The following is a 17,525-nucleotide window of genomic DNA, read 5'->3' as shown; positions in this document are numbered from 1 at the left end:
ATGCCCTTCAGTCAACAGAGGGGGAAATGGCTTCCCGGGTCCACTGCCCGTTAATCAGGCGCAGCAGGTTCAGAGGGTTGTCATCCTGGACAGCAGGCGGAAGCAGCGCGGCAGGCACATTTTGCAGGCATACCGGGCGTAAAAAACGGTCGATGGATTGCGTCCCTACCGAGGTACCGCGAACATCGGTGGTGGCAGGCCACGGACCACCGTGCACCATGGCATCACAGACCTCAACGCCGGTCGGATAACTGTTAAACAAAACGCGTCCCGCTTTTTCAGTGAGGGCTGGCAGCAGGCGCTGCGCCAGCGGCCCATCATCAGATTCGGCGTGCACGGTTGCCGTCAACTGGCCCGGAATCACGCGCAAAATGGACTGCAATTCCGCCTCATCGGCAACCTCGACCAACACCGCCAGCGGGCCAAATACCTCCTGCTGTAACAGTGGATCCTGTGCCAGCAGCAGTGAAGCCGAAGCCTGATACAGCCGGGCCTGCGCACGGCCGATGACCGATTCATCAGACCCTGCCAGACGCTGAATATGCGGATGCGCCTCAAGCGCGCTGACGCCGTCTTCATAATGGGCAAGCGTCGGGGCATTCAGCATGATCTGTGCCGGTGCCTGGTCAACCGCGTCCTTCAATGACTGCGTGAAGCGGGACATACCCTCGCCGCGTAAGATAAGGATCAGCCCCGGCTTGGTACAAAACTGCCCACATCCCAAAGTGAAAGAGGACACCAGCTCATTAGCCAGCGTTTCTGCCCGCGTGGCGACGGCCTGCGGCAGAATAATCAGCGGGTTAATGGCCGACATTTCCGCAAAGACGGGGATCGGCTGCGGACGCTGCTGCGCCAGCTGCCAGAGCGCCTTACCGCCGCGCAGCGAACCGGTAAAGCCCACCGCCTGAATCGCCGGATGGCGAACCAGATCCGCGCCAATATCGGTGCCGAAAATCATGTTAAAAACGCCCGCAGGCAGGCCAGATGCCGCGACCGCACGCACCATCGCCTGGGCAGTCAATTCCGCCGTCGCCATATGCCCGGGATGGGCCTTAACTACCACCGGACAACCCGCCGCCAGCGCGGATGCGGTATCGCCCCCTGCCGTAGAAAAGGCCAGCGGAAAATTGCTGGCCCCGAACACCGCCACTGGGCCAAGCGCGGTCAGAAACTGACGCAGATCCGGGCGCGGCAGCGGCTGGCGGTCAGGGAGTGCGGTATCAATACGTACGCCAAAGGCATCGCCCCGACGCAGCACCCCGGCAAACATGCGCAGCTGATTACTGGTACGGGTACGCTCTCCCTGTAACCGCGCCAGCGGCAGCGCCGTTTCCTGGTGGGCTATGGCGAAAAAATCCTCACCGAGCAGATCCAGCTCGTCGGCAAGGGTGTCGAGAAAGCGGGCACGCACGTCCGGCGCAGTCTGTGAATAGACAGGAAACGCCTGGTCAGCCGCCTCCGCCGCGGCGGCGGCCTCCTCACGAGAGGCCGGGTAAAAATGGTATCCGGTCAGCTTGCCGTCAGCGGCACGCAGGCTTGGCAGCGTCGCCTCACCGCTTGCCACGCGACGTCCGGCGATAAACTGCTGACCCGAAACAGAGAGAGGTAGCGTCATCATCACTCCTTTACTTAAAGGCCGACATCCGGCAGCTGTGGACGGGTCGCCAGCGCCTTCTCAACAATCGCCACCACTTGCGCACGGGTATCCCCTTCCAGCGCCAGACGCGGTGGACGGGTAATGGCGCTGCCGCGCCCCAGCAATTCTTCACAAAGCTTGATGCACTGCACCAGATCCGGGCGCGCATCCAAATGCAGCAACGGCATAAACCAGCGGTAAAGCGCCATCGCTTCCTCATAACGCTGTTGTTTCGCCAGGCGGAACAACGTCTCCCCTTCACGCGGGAAGGCGTTCGACATTCCGGAGATCCAGCCTTCCGCCCCAACGGCAATGCTCTCGACCACCACATCATCCAGCCCAGCGAACAGCACAAAGCGGTCGCCAACGGAGTTGCGTAAGTCGATAAAACGGCGGGTATCGCCGGAGGAGTCTTTGAAGCAGACGATGTTGTCGCAGTCGGCCAGCGTCGCCAGGATGTCCGGCGTCACGTCGTTTTTGTAAATCGGCGGGTTGTTGTACACCATGATAGGCAGGTCGGTAGCCGTAGCCACACTGCGGAAGTGGGCCGCTGTTTCATGCGGTTTTGAGGAATACACCAGCGCAGGCATCACCATAATACCGTCGACGCCCACGCGCTCTGCCTCTTTCGCCATCTTCTGTGCAAACGCGGTGGTGAATTCGGCCACCCCCGCAATGACCGGGATCTGACCGCCCGCTGCATCTTTCGCTACTTCGATAATCTGCAGCTTTTCCTGCGTGGTCAGAGAGGTGTTCTCCCCCACGCTGCCGCACACCACCAGGCCAGAAACACCATCCTTGACCAGGTTTTTCATCACCGTGTGGGTGGCATCCAGATCCAGGGAATAATCGCTACGAAACTGGGTGCTGACTGCCGGGAATACACCGCTCCAGTGAATGGCTTTCTTGCTCATGTTCGGTTCCTTGTCGTCAATTTGTTAATTTAAAGTGAATGAATGGTGAATATTCACTGACAGATTGACGTTTCAGGCGACCGACTGCTTGGTGGTTTTCTTCCTCTTTGATGACGAAATTAGCACAGTGAGTGTGTCTTACCCGGCAAGCGTAATGCGAAAATCACGCGGCGTAGAGCCCGTCATCGCCTTAAACTGGCGGCTAAACGCGCTGTGATCGGTATAACCGCACTGCAACGCAATATCGGTAATCGGCGTATCGCCCGCCAGCAGTTCGGTAGCTTTTTCCAGCCGAACTTTGTGGATCATCTGGCGCGGAGTGAGATGAAAAATACGCTTACAGTAGCGCTCAATTTGCGCCACCGACATGCCGCTCAGGGCGGTTAGTTCTTCCATCGCGATGGGACGGTGATAATGGTTGCGGATATGATCGTCGACGATCGCCAGCCGCTGCCACGCCGGGTGACGCGCCTGCGCTTCCTGCAGATCGTGTGAAATCCCCGCCATACCGATGACCTGGCCCTGCGCATCCCGCAGCGCCAGCTTCTGGGTCAAACACCAGCCACGTTCACGACCGTTGTAGAGATGCATTTCCAGCTGATCGCGTAGCGTTACCCCTTCGCGCAGCACCCGCATATCCTGCTCGGTATAGCCCAACCCAAGCGCTGAAGGGAAAACATCGGCAGAGGTTTTACCCAGCAGAGAAACCACCGTCTTAAACCCGCAGCGTCGTGCCAGGGTCATATTGACCATCAAATAGCGGGCCTGCACATCTTTGATAAAAAAAACCACATTCGGAATGGCATTGAGCAGCGGCGCAATCAATGCCATCGCATGGAGCAACGTCTGGATATTGTCCGGACGCTGACGCGCCAACCCCTCACATATCTGGCTAAGTTCAGCCACTTCCGGCACCGGCGACGGGGCCCGCACATCATTAATCACACAGGACATCATGCTTCCTCCCGATTAGTGACCTGAATATTTATTAACTTTTTGTTAACCGAGCAAGCATCCTTACTGCGTTTTGCGATCCTGCCGTAGATTTATAACTTCCCCTTTTCCAGCCACTGGCGCGGTTGCCTTTTTTGGTTTACCACACCACTAACGAAATGATTAATAACAAATAAATATGATACCGACTTAACGAAGACAGCGGCCATTATGCTGATTTCGTCATTTACGGTGACGAAAGCGATCAAGCCGGGACGCAAAGCTTGCGTCAGCATTTAGCAACAAAACATTAACTTTCCGGAGATCCTATGACAGCACAGTACAGTGAACTGAGAGTGATTGATTCTCACACCGGCGGTGAACCCACTCGCCTGGTCATCGGCGGCTTTCCGGATCTGGGAACGGGGAACATGAGCGAGCGTCGGGAGCGTTTTTCCCGCGACTACGACGACTGGCGTAAAGCCATTATTCTTGAGCCGCGCGGTAACGACGTTCTGGTCGGTGCATTGCTCTGTGAGCCAGTTTCGCCACAGGCCACGGCGGGAGTCATCTTCTTTAACAACTGCGGCTTTCTGAACATGTGCGGTCACGGCACCATCGGGCTGATTGCCTCGCTGGCATGGCTTGGGCGCATTCAACCCGGTAAACATCTGATTGAAACGCCGGTGGGCGATGTGACCGCCACGCTGCACGAAGACGGCAGCGTCTCGGTCGAAAACGTGCCGGCCTACCGCTGGCGTAAGCAGGTACAGGTTGAAACCGTCCACGGTACGGTAACGGGTGATATCGCCTGGGGCGGCAACTGGTTCTTCCTTGTCAACGATCATCCGTTCGCGGTCTCGCCGGAAAAGATCCCTGAATTGACGGAGTACGCATGGGCAATCCGTGAAGGGTTAGATCGCGCAGGCATCCGTGGTGAACATGACGGCATTATCGATCATATCGAACTGTTTGCAGAAGATGATCGCGCGGACAGCCGCAGCTTTGTTCTTTGCCCCGGTAAAGCCTGGGATCGATCGCCCTGCGGCACCGGCACCAGCGCCAAACTGGCCTGCCTGGCAGAGGACGGAAAACTCAAATCCGGAGAGTCATGGCGGCAGGCGAGCATTATCGGCAGCGAATTTACGGCGCATTTCGTGCCGCATGGCGACAAGATCGTCCCGACGATCCGCGGGGAGGCATGGGTCTGTGGCGATAACAAGCTGATCCTCAATCCTGAAGATCCGTTCTGCTGGGGGATCTCGCTGTGATCGAAAGTGACGTCATCGTTATCGGTGCCGGGATTATCGGGGCCGCCTGCGCCTGGCAACTGGCCGCTCGCGGACAGCGAGTCACGCTGGTCGATGACGGCAATGCGGGCGCGACGGCGGCGGGTATGGGTCACCTGGTGTGCATGGATGACGATCCTGCGGAGCTCGCACTCTCTGCCTGGTCTCTGGAGAGCTGGCGCAAACTGACGCCCCGGATGCCGGAAAGCTGTGCCTGGCGCGGATGCGGCACGCTGTGGCTGGCGGAAACGCCGCAAGAGCTTGCGCTGGCAGAAGAAAAAAAACAACGAATGGCACAATACCAGGTTGTCAGCGAAATGCAGACCCGCGATCGGCTTGCCGCGCGCGAACCGCTGCTCACCACCGGACTCACTGGCGGGCTGTGGGTCCCCGGTGACGGGATAGTTTACGCCCCAAACGTCGCCCGCTGGTTTATTAACGATGCCGATGTAACGCATCTTCGGGATAGCGCCCTCTCTGTTGATGCCCCTTACGTCACCCTACACAGCGGCAAACGACTGCGCGCACGCGCCATCGTCATCGCCAGCGGTCTGGGGGCCAATACGCTGCTGGGTGAAAACTGGCTCAGACCCAAAAAAGGCCAGTTGGCGATCACCGACCGCTACGGCCCCTTGCTCAGCCACCAGCTGGTAGAGTTGGGGTACGGTGCCAGCGCCCATGCAGGCGGCACCTCAGTGGCCTTTAACATTCAGCCACGCCCCACCGGACAGTTGCTGATTGGCTCCTCTCGCCAGTTTGATAACACCGACCGCGAGGTTGACCTCCCTCTGCTGGCACAGATGCTGGCGCGCGCGCGCCATTTTTTACCCTCTCTGGAGACGCTAAATATCATCCGTTGCTGGAGCGGTTTTCGCGCGGCATCGGCTGACGGCAACCCGCTGATTGGCCCACATCCTGCACGTCCGGGTATCTGGCTGGCGCTGGGACATGAAGGACTCGGCGTCACAACCGCGCCAGCAACCGCCGAGTTACTTTGCGCCCAGATCCTTGGCGAGCGTCCGGCGGTGTCCCCGGATGCCTGGCTCCCCTCTCGCCTGCACAAGCAGGAGGCCATCGCATGACAACCCTGAAGGTAATTATCGACGGCCAGACCTGTGAGGTTCCCGTCGGAATGAGTATTGCAGCAGCACTGGCCCTGGTGGGCAACGGCGTGACCCGTCGTTCGGTGAGTGGTCAACTGCGCGCACCCTTCTGCGGAATGGGGGTGTGCCAGGAGTGCCGCGTCACGGTGAACGGACACCGGGTGCTGGCCTGCCAGACGGAATGCCAGCCCGAAATGGTGATTGAAAGGAGCCATCATGCAAAGCGTTGACTGTGAGATCCTGATCCTTGGCGCAGGGCCAGCCGGATTGTCGGCGGCACTGGCTGCCGCACGCTGTGGAAAATCAGTGATAATCCTTGATGATAACCCGCGCCCCGGCGGGCAAATCTGGCGCGACGGGCCGCAGGTCTCACTCCCCCGGGACGCCAGACGGATTCGTCAGGCGGTAGCTGAACATCCCAACATCACACTGCTGAGCGGTGCCCGGCTAATTGCCCGCCCCACCCCACATTCCGTAGTCTTCGAAACCGCAGACGACTGCGGCGAAATCCGCTGGCAGCGGCTGATTTTATGCTGCGGCGCCAGAGAACTCTCGCTGCCTTTTCCTGGCTGGACGCTACCCAATGTGACGGGGGCCGGAGGCCTGCAGGCGCAGATAAAACATGGCCTGCAACTCAAGGGGGAACGCGTGGTCATTGCAGGCAGCGGTCCTCTTCTGCTGGCGGTCGCCAGTACGGTGAAACGCGCTGGCGGGAATATTGTTGCCATCATCGAACAGGCACCGATGACCGCACTGGCCCGTTTCGCAACCGGGCTATGGCGCTGGCCTGAAAAATTGCGTCAGTTCGGCGAGCTCTTTCCAGCCCGTTATCATCCGGCAAGCCAGGTCATCCATGCGCAGGGCGATTCCTGTCTTCAGTCAGTGACTGTGCGCCACCAGGTAAAAACCCGGGAGATCGTCTGCGACAGGCTGGCCATTGGCTATGGACTGGTACCGAATATAGAACCTGGCGCCATCTTTGGCTGCAAAACAGAAAATCAGGCGATTTGGGTCGATGCGGAGCAACGCACCAGTGTGCAGGATATCTATGCGGCAGGAGAATGCACGGGCTTTGGCGGTAGCGAGCTGGCGTTAGCCGAGGGAGAAATTGCCGGCTATACCGCAGCAGATTGTTCGCACAAGGCCCAAACCGCCATCTCCGCGCGCGCCCGCTGGCAGCGTTTTGCCCAGGCGTTGCATACGACGTTTGCGCTGCCGGAGTCGCTAAAAGCCGCGACCACCGCAGATACTCTGCTCTGCCGTTGTGAAGATATTCGTTGTGGCGACGTGCAAAACGCCGAAAGCTGGCAAGCGGCAAAGCTCGCCTCACGCTGTGGAATGGGAGCCTGTCAGGGGAAAGTCTGCGCCACCAGCGCCCGCTGGCTGTACGGCTGGCCGCTGCCGCAGCCCCGCGAACCGCTCTCCCCCGCTCGTGTCGACACGCTTATCCATCTCGCAAAGCCTGAGGGGTGATGGTCAGGTTTAAAGGCGCCCATTGGCGCCTTTTTTGATGTGGTGTATCCGTAGACCATTTCGTCAAAGGGAATAATTTTTATCTTCACCCATATCTATTTCGCTCTGTGTATTGGGAACCGAGCGTCCTATTTTTGTCAAACATTCAAAAATATAAAGGGAATGTAATGCATGTTTAAAATATGATAAACCCAACAATTCAAATTACCGATATTGCTTTTATTAGTAAGCAGAAACTAGCATAACACCCCAGGAAATAACCTTTTCTTTCCATATGGTTAGAAAAAATAACACTTACTAAAGCAAGGTTTATTTTTATAAAACACCCCTATGAATGAGCATGAATAACTTTAAAATAATATGGCGAAAAAAGTGTTTTATTTAATCTGCGAATTCGATAATGAATATTATTTTTAGTGTTGGCCGTAATAGACACAGCAACGCTTGATTAAGTGATATTTTGCGAGCATCATCGCAATTATTTACCCGAAAATGAAATCAATGACTTCCAGTAAATCCCTGCAACAGGCAATTGCTGACATCACCATCTGGCGTAAAGGCGAACAACGCGCGCCGCACAAGCCCCTACTGCTGCTTCACGTGCTGGCGGGGTATCAGCAAGGCCATGACCGCCTGTTTGATTACGGTTCAGAAGTTCGCGACCCCTTGCATAGCCTGCTGGAGCGATTTGGACCACAGCGCGCGCAGTACCGCCCGGATATGCCCTTCTGGCGCTTACAGGGCGATGGATTCTGGGAGCTCCAAAACGCCGAGCATTGCTCAACATCCGGCAGCAGCAAACAGCCCCCCGCCGGAGAACTGGTGACGCATAACGTTGCAGGAGGTTTTGATGAACAGCATTTTGCCCTACTGAAAAAGAGCAAAAACCTCATTAACACCCTGGCACAGCAAATTCTCGAGGCTCACTTCACCGAAAGCATCCAGGAAGAGATCGCGGATGAACTGGGGTTTGATATCCTGCAAATCCGCAAGCAGCGGGACCCATTGTTCCGCCAGCAGGTTCTGCGTGCCTATAACTATGAATGCGCCATTTGTGGCTTCAATATGCGCCACGACAGCACTTCGGTTGCCCTGGAAGCCGCCCATATCAAATGGAAACAACACGGCGGCCCGTGTGAGATTTCAAACGGCCTGGCTCTGTGTGCAATCCACCATAAAGCCTTTGATAAAGGTTCGATTGGGCTGGATGAGAGTATGCGAGTTCAGGTGTCACCCGCAGTAAATGGCAGCGGCATGGTGGGCAGACTATTCTGGGATTTCGACGGGAAGGAGATTGCTCTACCGATGATGCGCGAGAATTATCCAAAAGAAGGTTTTGTGGAGTGGCACAGGAAGGAGGTGTTTAGAGGGTGAGTGCGAAGGCCGGACTCGAATTTCACACCTAATAGACTGATATCAATATTATTTATAAACAGGAATAAATAGTTATACCCGCACTTGTACCCACAAGTTAAAATCCGTACAAAAATAGACATCGCGAGTGGGTATAAAGCCATACCAGTAGAACACTGATATGGCTGTTGAAGCAAGACTCAGGCAGGCAGGAACGTTTTCTTCAGAGGCACCAAAAGTTTAGTCTCGATATCAACTTGTTCGTAGTTCTCAATAAGCGCACGGACGAGATCATCAAGTGTCCAGAGCGTCAGTGGTATTGTCGAACGGTCGGCTTCATATCGAGCATCTTTCGTAAAACCCCCTGTACTGACATAAAGCCCGCGATCGTCTTTATGGCGACCGCCGATAAAGCTGCGTATCTGTTGGCTTCCCATCTGTTCCCTGCGGTGCTTTACTTCAACGATGATACGCGGATTTTCAAAACCGAACCCATCAGGTGAAGCAATGATGTCTTTACCCCGATCAGCTCCCGCAGGTGAGACCTGCGTTTTATAGCCCATACTGCGTAAAACTCCGGCAACAAGATTTTGCATCTCATCCCAGTCAAGAGAGTTGATACGATCTTTGATACCCTCAAACGCCAGCATTTCCATATCGCGAAGCGGATCAGAAACAACCTCATCTTCATCCATCGCAATTGGATTCTGAGTAATTACATCTGCAGTGGGTTTCTTATCCTGCAAAAGCTCTTCTAGCGCATATTCTGGAAGCTGGAAAACCGTCAGCGTAGAACCCAATGTGTTTTTGGTAGCAACAGACAGTCTATCGCGGTCGATTTCTTGAGTATTCCATTTAACCTGCCGAGCGATACCCATCCCCTCTTCCACCCATTCAGGATGATACTGGAAGTCTGAAGTAACTTTGCCTAGCAAATAAGTACGGTTAGCTGGCGAATAGGTAATAACCCAATCACCCTTTTGGATCTCATTCACAAAACGCCAGACCTGCGATGCGCCAGAACGGGCTGTTCCGAGCTTTGTTAAGGGATCAGCCTCCTGGTATAAGGCGAGTAACTGGGCTCGGGATAGGCCGGGTTTGACTAATGGAGCCAGCTGAGACCAACCGATGCCTACAATTTGCTTATCGCGAAAATCGTCATAGAGCTTGCCGCCGTCACCGCGGATCATCCACATTCTGTTGCCCATACCAGTCCCTTCATGAGGAAAAGAAATTATGCTGGATCATAAGCTTGTTCGTAGTATGCGTCAAAACCATCAACAACGACGGCCCAGCATTCCCGGATTGTGCTTGCGATAATGTGCCCAGTTAAAATTACAGCTTCAATTTGCATGATATTTAGTCCATATAAGTAAAAGCACCAACCAGCATCGGCAGGTGCTTTTTGGAATGAGTAAATTAAATAAGTAAGGAAAGCTGCAGTGTGAATCAGGAAGGCTATTCCCAATGTTCACCGTGCCGCGCTTTCAATAAACCTGTTGCCTGTCGCGCCCGCAGAATATCGACTGCCCGCAGATATGGGGACTGTTCTTGCCAATCGAATCCCCTGCGATCAAAACGAACCAGCCCGTACTTTTCCACCAGAAAATTAACGGCATCGGCCAAAGATATACCGGCATCGATATGTTCCTGAATTACCGTTTCATCACTGAATGGCGTGTCGTTGAGTGTCAGGCCATAATGTTGTTCCAGCAGGCGTGCAAGCAGCATTTGCCAGACAGCCACGGGCGACAGACATAGCTTCGCCGCCTGCGGATTTGTTGCAGGTAGAGTTTTCATATTTGCTCTTGTGAAAGTAGTTAACGATGGGTGGAGTAAACGGCGATGTATACGTAGCCGCAACTGCCAAGGGTATCGGCTTCGCAGGTGGTACAGGGTGACACAGTGGGCATGGCGAGGATTCATTTCACCAGTAGTCAGCATCGATTCCATCTGGCTGATAAAATGCGGGAATGCCACATCCAGCTTAAGACATTCTGCTTCGCTGAACTTACCGGTGATACTGGCCCGGTCAGCCAGATAGTGCAGCCGGTTTCCCTCCTGTACCAGACGAGCGCCAAAGCAAGGTGTCACATTACGATTCAGACCCCACTTGAGAAATGAATCGTTCTCTGAGTCAGTAGATTTCATTGAAGTGCCCTCATATCCAGCCTCGCTCTGCAAACGACACAATTCCATCTGAACCGATAACCAGATGATCGAGAGTGTTCACATCAACCAGTGCCAGCGCTTCTTTAAGCCTGCCCGTAATGTTGCGGTCACATTGGCTGGGCTCCGGATCACCGGATGGATGGTTATGCGCCAGCACAACAGCAGCAGCATTGAAGCGAAGCGCTGACTTCACCACCTCACGGGGATGGACCTGGACATGGTTAACCGAACCGGCAAATAGCGTTTCACTCTCCAGTAAACGGTGCTGGTTATCGAGATAGAGCACCATAAACACTTCCCGTTCTTGTCCTGCCAGCTGTAACCGAAGCCAGTCACGGGCAGCCGTGCTTGAGGTAAAGGACATGCCGGGCTGGCGCAGATATTTATCCAGCAGGTTGATAGCACGTCGAATGGTCCGTTGGGCATAAGGTGTCAATCCGGAGGTCGCGGGGAGCAGGCAACTATGCTGGGCCATAACCGCCAGCGGAAAGAGTTCAGGCTGCGATGACTCTGGGGATAATACAGTATTCATGTCAGGCATTCCTTAGTCGATAAGATGCATAATGGCGCTGCATTCCGGATGGTTTAGCGCGTAGTCGCGTAAGCGATAATAGTGTCCAGTCATAGCGTCACACTCGGTGCGGCAGGCGTGGTAGCTGTAAGCCATTAGGCAGACTGCTATACCGGCAGCCTCTCCGCTCATCTCCGCATCGTTGCCATTCATCGGGTTGAACAACGTCCATTTCTCACCGTCAGGCTCCGGAGCCATAAATGCGCTGCTATTGCTGAGTGTGTAAAAGCTCCAGACGCCGCCGCTGTAATCAGCGCACAGGCGATCCATCCAGCCGAAGATTTGGGGCTCAAGGGTTATCCATTGTGGTATGGAGCCAAAGTGCTGCGGCCAGAAGCCGATGCGTAGCTCGTCAGGGACCACTGAGGCCGTGATTGCTGTCTGCTCAGCGAACTGAAGGTTTTGTGTATCCATCAAACTATCTCCTTATGCCGGAACGATTGTTTAACGCCCGAAAAATTCGAGCATGTTTTCTGCCATAACCCACAGGGCGCGATTGAGCTTCACATCGCCATCAATACCGGTAACAGCACGGGTGCGGCTGCTTTTCCCCTGAGCGGTTCGCCCTGACAATCCACCTTTCATCAGGTTCTCCTGCACGCGCTGGTAGACAGTCCACAGATCATCGCTGTAGTCCTCCCGACGACGCGGGGTCAGCAACTGCGATACCGTGACCGGCTGGTGGTCCTCACCAAATCGATACTTCATTGCGGCATTCGCCAGTGCATGACGGGCAGGATATGGCAGCACAAGCGACTGCATCGCATCGCGCTTTTCATCCACCCGATCAAAGACCCCCAGCACTTCGTAAGCCCCTTCAATCACCTTCTCGACGACATTACCTTTATGCGGTACCCGCACTTCGCCGAATGACTGACCGCAGACCAGACCATTAGTACAGACGCCACGAAAAAGTCCCGGCAGCATCTGGTAGCTTGATGAGCCGTCATGGCTGTTGAGCAGGATGATTTCCGGTACCTGATGGCCGGTCAGTTGTCCGGCACGACGCAGGCGAAGCATGTGTTTGGTGTGTTCCCGCTTGCTCTGGTCCCGAACCTTTGTCTGGCAGGCAAAGAACGGCTCAAAGCCTTCACGCTGCAGGCTTTCGAGGATGGTGATGGTCGGGATGTAGGTGTAACGGTCTGAACGAGATTCATGCTTGTCACTCCCGAACACGCTGGGGACATGACTCATCAGCTCTTCGTGGGTCAAAGGCCGGTCACGGCGTATCTGATTTATACGGCCAAAGCGGCTGGCTAATCGCATGGATAACTCCTTATGAAGTGGGTAAAAATACAAAAGGCCACACTTCCCGAAGGAGGTGTGGCCTGACTTTGTTTATAACGATGATGCGCTGGTGATGGTTATGCAGGGAATTTGCGGATGCCATAACGAGCGATATACCTGTTTAGCCAGTAACCGGCATCCTGCTCAAAGTTCCAGGCTCGCCAGACCATGCAACGCTCATGATGGATAACCAGACGGAAATGTGTCCCCAGGTCGTCCTCTATAGCAACGTTGGAATATTGAGAAGCAACCGCCTCTGCCTGCTGGCGAGTAAACGGTCCATCAGGCAATTCAGTGAGTTCAGTCATACAGGCTCCCTAAAATAAAAAGCCCCTGAGGCATTAGCGACAGGGGCTGAATCAAACAGATGGCGAATCGGCTAAGATGCCTTACCACCGACAACCGTGACTTGTAGAGGTCGGTAGTACTGCGGGTCGAAAACGGAAAGTGGTAGGTCAATCTGGTAACCATTACGCTCTTCTGTTGCCTTCATGATTTCGACGGAGCTAACGTTTTCCACGCATTCGTTCTCCAGCGAGGCTTCCTGAGAGCGAGTGGCATCGCTGTCGCCAAATGCAACCACTGCCATATTCCCCATGGCCAGCGTGTTCCCCCCTTTATCTTTCAGACGCAGGGAAAGTGTCAAAGGCCCGAATCCTTCACCACTTCCGCCGTTGTCTAGGCGAAACTGCCAGATGCAGACATTGCCTGGCACCCAGACCATGTCTGTGTTGCGGATACTGATGTAACGCTGTTCTTCGGCCTGAGCCGGTGACAGCAGACAAAGGCTCAGAGCGAAAACTGAGATAACGCCTTTCAGCTTCTTCATGGATTTTTCTCCTGATTCTCCGGCAGATAGAGTTTTCCCATTTCCTTGCCATCGTGCGAATACACAACCGATTTTTCACCCGTATAGCTGTTGGTTTCAATTCTGAAGCTCAGGGTGATATTGTCCGCAAGGCACAGGGCTGCCATCAGTGGCTGCACCGTTTTCTGCTGCATATCAGCAATGTAGTAATAATTGCCTGACTTACATCCTTCCGGTGACTGGCGGGTTTTCATCACCGTATATTGCGGTGTACCGAAGGCATCCTTTTTTACCCATTCCTGGGCAATATCGGATTTATGCGAGACAACCTTGCTGAATGGTGGTGGAGTCAGGTCTTTAAACCTAGCTATCGCTCTCACGCCAGCATCTTCCTTGCTGTCGCAGCCAGAGGCACTCATTGCACCGATAACTGTCAGAACGGCAAGCACAAGTGGATACAATTTCTTCATGGTGCAGATTCCTTATTATTCGTCCGTTCCGTTGCTTCAGCAGTTGCCAGTTCGTCGGCACAACTCAGCCAGACTCTGTTGGGCTACCCACTGCTGCAGTTTATGCTCTGAGGCAGAACGCTTCGCCGCCAGGGCGGCCTGCTGCTGTTTGTTGACACAGTTTTCCGGAAATGCAGCAAGCACCTGCTTGCTGTGAGGTTCATTAACCAGCTCCAACTGATACTGGGTGTCGATGATAGTGAAGTAACACCCTTTCCCCTGGTCTTCGCCCTGATAGACCGATGTCAGGTCGGAATAATAACCGCTGGCAGGTTCCAGATTCAGCTTGCGCACGGTATGTGTTTTCTTGTCGGCGAGAAAATAAGCACCACCACCACGCTGACGCAGCAGGAATTGCCTGGTCCAGGGATAATTGCCAATCACACTGGCCTGATAGAGCGTATTGTTTAACGTGTCGTTATCCATGCCATCGGCCGATTTCCAGCCATCCGCCTGCATGTACTGCCAGAATTTGACGGTACCCACGACAGTTTCAGCAGACGCCGGAAAGGTAGCGCCAGCGCAGAGACTGACGGCCAGTGCCGTTGTGGTCAGTAATTTCTTCATCATGATTCCTTATGAGGTAAAAGACCGTCGCCGGTTCTGGCGAGCAGTGAGTGAAAAACGTGAAAATGGGGAAGGGCTCTGAGTAATTCCGGTTCGGCGAGAACGTTACGAATCTGAAGGTCGGGCACGAACAGTTCCGGGTGCAAAGTAACCGCATGGATATCTTTCAGCGGAAACACTGCCACGCGATGATGATGCTCTCCAGTCAGATACCAATGCCCGCCGCAGAGTACGAGGCGGTATGGTGCAAGCCCTGAGCAACGACAACCTTCAGCCAGCAGCGTCACGCGACGATGCTCTGATATGGCCCTGACAAGGCGTGTAAATATACCTGCCCTGGGCGGCGACAATGACTCCGATTCTGCCCATATGAGGCACGGAGACTCACCAGGCCCACTCAGCAGTGAGCTGACCATATGGTTATCCATGTCAGGAAACAAGGCCTCCACACCTGACTGACGAGCAAAAGTCAGCACCGCCAGTTCGCGCTGATGGCTACCTGAAAGCAGACGACAGGTGCCGTCGCGATATTCCAGGTCCAGATACATCAGTCGCTCACGAAAATCGCGGCGGAGGGTACGGAGCGATACACCAAACTCTGCGGCAAGAAGACCCATATCCAGTGTTTCGCCAGCAACAAGGCGACTGATAATGAGGGACAGCCGAACCGCCAGCCGCTCATGGCGACGCTCAGTCTGGGACATTAGATTTTCTCCATCCTGTTAACAGGCTGAAAATTAAGTGATTAGTGTAACGAAGGGGTCGGACAGGGTATGGACATGGGAAGGCGTATTTTTTCAGTATGTGGATTTCAGCCATGATGCGGCTTTGCGCCTAATCGATGGGTTGGTTGCTCATTAATTGAGCGCGGCAAGGACAGCGAGTGTCCGCCATAAGCGGTTTGTCAGAAGAAAATCCAGTCCCAGACGGCACGAGCTACAGTCACCACTGCTTCCCGTACGGTTCGAATCACAGCCCTTACAGGCTCTGGCAGAAAAGATGATGACTCCACAGTGCCAATCATTTCATCCACTGCATTACCAAAGCGCTCGCGTGCCTGCTTTTTTACTGGCTCTGTGCAGAGCCTGCCATGCAACTGTGTCGTTAGTGGACTGGTGGCCCGGTCAGGCAGGCTGTGCATCATCGTCTCTACCATCGCATCCAGCCCCCAACCAGTTTGGGCCGATATAACACTGACTGGATGGTGCGGCAGAAAGAGCTGCTGTACTGCGCTCCGCTTGGCATCAATAGTCGATTGTTGGCTATGAGATGGTGTATTGCTGGTGGTATTCCACTGATGGCAGGGGGCAGCTTTGTCAGCCTGATTCACCACAAATAACACCCGATGCTGATACGCCAACATCACCTTACGATAGAAGTGTTCATCCACTGACAGTGCCCGATCATCAGCTTTGATGACCCATAACACCAAATCCAGCTCAGGTAGGATGTGACGATAAAGTGCGGCGTATTCTTCGTCGCGTTGCTCGCTTTCACCCACACCAGGTAAATCAACAATCATCAGGCTGTGATTGCCATTGCGGAGCCGGAAGCGCAGCACATCGCGCGTGCAGGCCCTCACATCGCTGACCGGTGTGACTTCGCCTTGGAACAGGGCATTGCAGAGAGACGACTTACCGACACCGGTTTTACCCATGATGCCAATCACCGGCTCGTACTGTGTGAGACTACGAAGACGTTTAAGAATAAGACTGCGAAGAGTAGGAGGCAGTGAAGCCAGAGGCTTCTCAATGGCCAGAAGGCCGTCAATTTTTTGCATACGGAGATCTCAATGTGAAAAATAAAAAGACCCGCGATCCTGTAAAGGATGCGGGGGATTCACTGAGATAATATCTGTCTGAAATTATTTGGAGTGAATGCTATTTATCTTCTGCATATCTGGCATCGTGCCAGGCATTCATAATGATAACTTCCAGCTCTTCGTTAATTTTTCGACCATTTTTCTTTGCAAGCATATCGAGCTTTTCTTTAATGTCCTTCTGGACATAGGTGTTAATCACTTTTTTGTCAGCAATGTTTTCCCGGAATACATTCTGATTGTATGTTTTTTTCATCCGTTGAATCATCAGACGCCGAGTATCGGGATGGGCAGGCCAGGAATACAACACGGCCGTGAGAAACGTAATCACCTGTTGCTGTCTGATTTCAGTCATAAATGAAGGCATGTAATCGGGTTTGATATGCTCCATAACATATTTAAAAGCCCATGCACATTGTTTATGATTCTTAAGGTCAATCCATTTAAATGGTTCTGGTAACTCCCGGTTTCGCTGAATCCAGATATTTTTTAATGAAGAGAGTGTTTTGATCTTAAAAATTAACTCGACATCCCAACTATCGAAACAGGTGTAGAGTACTAAAAGTGCATGCTGGTAGGTTTCTGGAATAACAGCCAATACGCCATGCCGAATAACCGGAGGCCGTTCACGGTAAAAATCAACCTCTAGTGGATTGATTTCCTTAGGGCCCATGGTTGAAAGTATATTCCATGCAAAATAAGCGGAGCTATAGTCCTTTATCCATTCAAAATTAGTCTCCGGGACGATACTGGATAAAAGCCCATTTTTCATTTCCCGTACGAACTTATTGTACTCATGGGTGTTTTTAAATTCATTATTAAGTTCTCTCAGGATCATGTCCATAACCTCCTGATTTTTAAAATCAGTTATGAGGATTAGCGGAGTGCGCTCCCGGTACCCTTCGATGTTTTTCTTCATATATTCGATATAAAACCGGCACGCTCTTTCTGTTCTATCCGTCAGCTGTTCTTTCATAATTACATTTTCATTGATTTTAAAGTGGGCATCACTACGTAGGTTAATGCGTGTGTAATGCGTAGTCAAATGCGTTGCTTTCTGCGTCGATATCTGCGTAATAAAAAGTGTAGTG

20 protein-coding genes and 1 pseudogene are annotated in these 17,525 nt (G+C 53.5%); 5 read left to right on the top strand and 16 right to left on the bottom strand.

The annotated features are described in order from the left end of the window. Positions 1–7 precede the first annotated feature (7 nt). The 3 genes from OGY72_RS18625 to OGY72_RS18615 form a co-directional block, all read right to left on the bottom strand. Positions 8–1,615 (bottom strand): aldehyde dehydrogenase (NADP(+)), encoded by a 1,608-nt coding sequence (locus OGY72_RS18625; RefSeq protein WP_286549021.1) that lies wholly within the window; start codon positions 1,613–1,615, stop codon positions 8–10. A gap of 14 nt (positions 1,616–1,629) precedes the next feature. Beyond that, entirely contained in the window at positions 1,630–2,550 is a 921-nt protein-coding gene (locus tag OGY72_RS18620) for a dihydrodipicolinate synthase family protein (protein ID WP_003830108.1), read from the bottom strand. 138 nt (positions 2,551–2,688) lie between these two features. After that, entirely contained in the window at positions 2,689–3,504 is an 816-nt protein-coding gene (locus OGY72_RS18615) for an AraC family transcriptional regulator (RefSeq protein WP_008786078.1), read from the bottom strand. 308 nt (positions 3,505–3,812) lie between these two features. Between OGY72_RS18615 and OGY72_RS18610 the strand changes: the two genes are divergently transcribed. The 5 genes from OGY72_RS18610 to OGY72_RS18590 all read left to right on the top strand — a co-directional run bounded on the left by OGY72_RS18610 (position 3,813) and on the right by OGY72_RS18590 (position 8,722). Then, entirely contained in the window at positions 3,813–4,754 is a 942-nt protein-coding gene (locus OGY72_RS18610) for a 4-hydroxyproline epimerase (RefSeq protein WP_286548726.1), read from the top strand. Continuing rightward, positions 4,751–5,854 carry an NAD(P)/FAD-dependent oxidoreductase gene (locus OGY72_RS18605; protein ID WP_286548724.1) on the top strand — a complete coding sequence of 368 codons (1,104 nt, stop codon included), beginning with the start codon at positions 4,751–4,753 and terminating at the stop codon, positions 5,852–5,854. The genes OGY72_RS18610 and OGY72_RS18605 overlap by 4 nt, the downstream gene beginning before the upstream one ends. Further along, positions 5,851–6,105, top strand: a complete 255-nt coding sequence (locus OGY72_RS18600) for a (2Fe-2S)-binding protein (protein WP_003830118.1) — start codon at positions 5,851–5,853, stop codon at positions 6,103–6,105. The genes OGY72_RS18605 and OGY72_RS18600 overlap by 4 nt, the downstream gene beginning before the upstream one ends. Beyond that, positions 6,092–7,348, top strand: coding sequence for an NAD(P)/FAD-dependent oxidoreductase (locus OGY72_RS18595; RefSeq protein ID WP_286548721.1), 1,257 nt, complete (start codon positions 6,092–6,094; stop codon positions 7,346–7,348). Before OGY72_RS18600 ends, OGY72_RS18595 begins: the two co-directional genes overlap by 14 nt. Positions 7,349–7,849: 501 nt before the next feature. Continuing rightward, positions 7,850–8,722, top strand: coding sequence for a phosphorothioated DNA-binding restriction endonuclease (locus OGY72_RS18590; RefSeq protein ID WP_148362507.1), 873 nt, complete (start codon positions 7,850–7,852; stop codon positions 8,720–8,722). A 179-nt stretch (positions 8,723–8,901) separates the two neighbouring features. Here OGY72_RS18590 and OGY72_RS18585 read toward each other — a convergent pair whose 3' ends face one another. The 13 genes and pseudogenes from OGY72_RS18585 to OGY72_RS18525 all read right to left on the bottom strand — a co-directional run bounded on the left by OGY72_RS18585 (position 8,902) and on the right by OGY72_RS18525 (position 17,410). Beyond that, positions 8,902–9,891 (bottom strand): restriction endonuclease, encoded by a 990-nt coding sequence (locus tag OGY72_RS18585; RefSeq protein ID WP_368913910.1) that lies wholly within the window; start codon positions 9,889–9,891, stop codon positions 8,902–8,904. A 268-nt stretch (positions 9,892–10,159) separates the two neighbouring features. Further along, positions 10,160–10,501, bottom strand: coding sequence for a TA system toxin CbtA family protein (locus tag OGY72_RS18580; RefSeq protein WP_219976658.1), 342 nt, complete (start codon positions 10,499–10,501; stop codon positions 10,160–10,162). Positions 10,502–10,521: 20 nt separating this feature from the next. Next, positions 10,522–10,852: pseudogene (locus tag OGY72_RS18575) on the bottom strand (type IV toxin-antitoxin system YeeU family antitoxin). A gap of 10 nt (positions 10,853–10,862) precedes the next feature. Further along, complete coding sequence (radC, locus tag OGY72_RS18570) at positions 10,863–11,405, bottom strand: RadC family protein (RefSeq protein ID WP_096002210.1); 543 nt, start codon at positions 11,403–11,405, stop codon at positions 10,863–10,865. 12 nt (positions 11,406–11,417) lie between these two features. Then, a complete protein-coding gene (locus tag OGY72_RS18565; RefSeq protein ID WP_219976657.1) occupies positions 11,418–11,858 on the bottom strand; it encodes an antirestriction protein in 441 nt (146 codons plus the stop codon). Positions 11,859–11,888: 30 nt separating this feature from the next. After that, positions 11,889–12,710 (bottom strand): DUF932 domain-containing protein, encoded by an 822-nt coding sequence (locus tag OGY72_RS18560; RefSeq protein ID WP_096925453.1) that lies wholly within the window; start codon positions 12,708–12,710, stop codon positions 11,889–11,891. 98 nt (positions 12,711–12,808) lie between these two features. After that, complete coding sequence (locus OGY72_RS18555) at positions 12,809–13,039, bottom strand: DUF905 domain-containing protein (RefSeq protein WP_119834391.1); 231 nt, start codon at positions 13,037–13,039, stop codon at positions 12,809–12,811. A 71-nt stretch (positions 13,040–13,110) separates the two neighbouring features. Next, a complete protein-coding gene (locus OGY72_RS18550) occupies positions 13,111–13,560 on the bottom strand; it encodes an IrmA family protein (RefSeq protein WP_219976655.1) in 450 nt (149 codons plus the stop codon). Next, a complete protein-coding gene (locus tag OGY72_RS18545) occupies positions 13,557–14,009 on the bottom strand; it encodes a YfjS/YafY family lipoprotein (protein WP_219976653.1) in 453 nt (150 codons plus the stop codon). The genes OGY72_RS18550 and OGY72_RS18545 overlap by 4 nt, the downstream gene beginning before the upstream one ends. A 36-nt stretch (positions 14,010–14,045) precedes the next feature. After that, positions 14,046–14,615: a hypothetical protein gene (locus OGY72_RS18540; protein WP_219976682.1), complete on the bottom strand. Its 570-nt coding sequence runs from the start codon at positions 14,613–14,615 to the stop codon at positions 14,046–14,048. Then, complete coding sequence (locus tag OGY72_RS18535; RefSeq protein ID WP_219976651.1) at positions 14,615–15,319, bottom strand: WYL domain-containing protein; 705 nt, start codon at positions 15,317–15,319, stop codon at positions 14,615–14,617. Before OGY72_RS18535 ends, OGY72_RS18540 begins: the two co-directional genes overlap by 1 nt. 200 nt (positions 15,320–15,519) lie before the next feature. Next, on the bottom strand, positions 15,520–16,395 hold the full coding sequence (locus OGY72_RS18530; RefSeq protein WP_219976649.1) for a GTPase family protein: 876 nt from the start codon (positions 16,393–16,395) through the stop codon (positions 15,520–15,522). A gap of 100 nt (positions 16,396–16,495) precedes the next feature. Next, positions 16,496–17,410 (bottom strand): hypothetical protein, encoded by a 915-nt coding sequence (locus OGY72_RS18525; protein WP_227628278.1) that lies wholly within the window; start codon positions 17,408–17,410, stop codon positions 16,496–16,498. Positions 17,411–17,525: the final 115 nt, after the last annotated feature.

The sequence above is a fragment of the Citrobacter sp. Cpo221 genome (assembly GCF_030332345.1).
In the GTDB taxonomy this organism is placed as follows: Bacteria; Pseudomonadota; Gammaproteobacteria; order Enterobacterales; family Enterobacteriaceae; genus Citrobacter; species Citrobacter portucalensis.
Note: the sequence above shows the minus strand (reverse complement) of the source record. Positions and strands in the feature narration are given on the sequence as shown.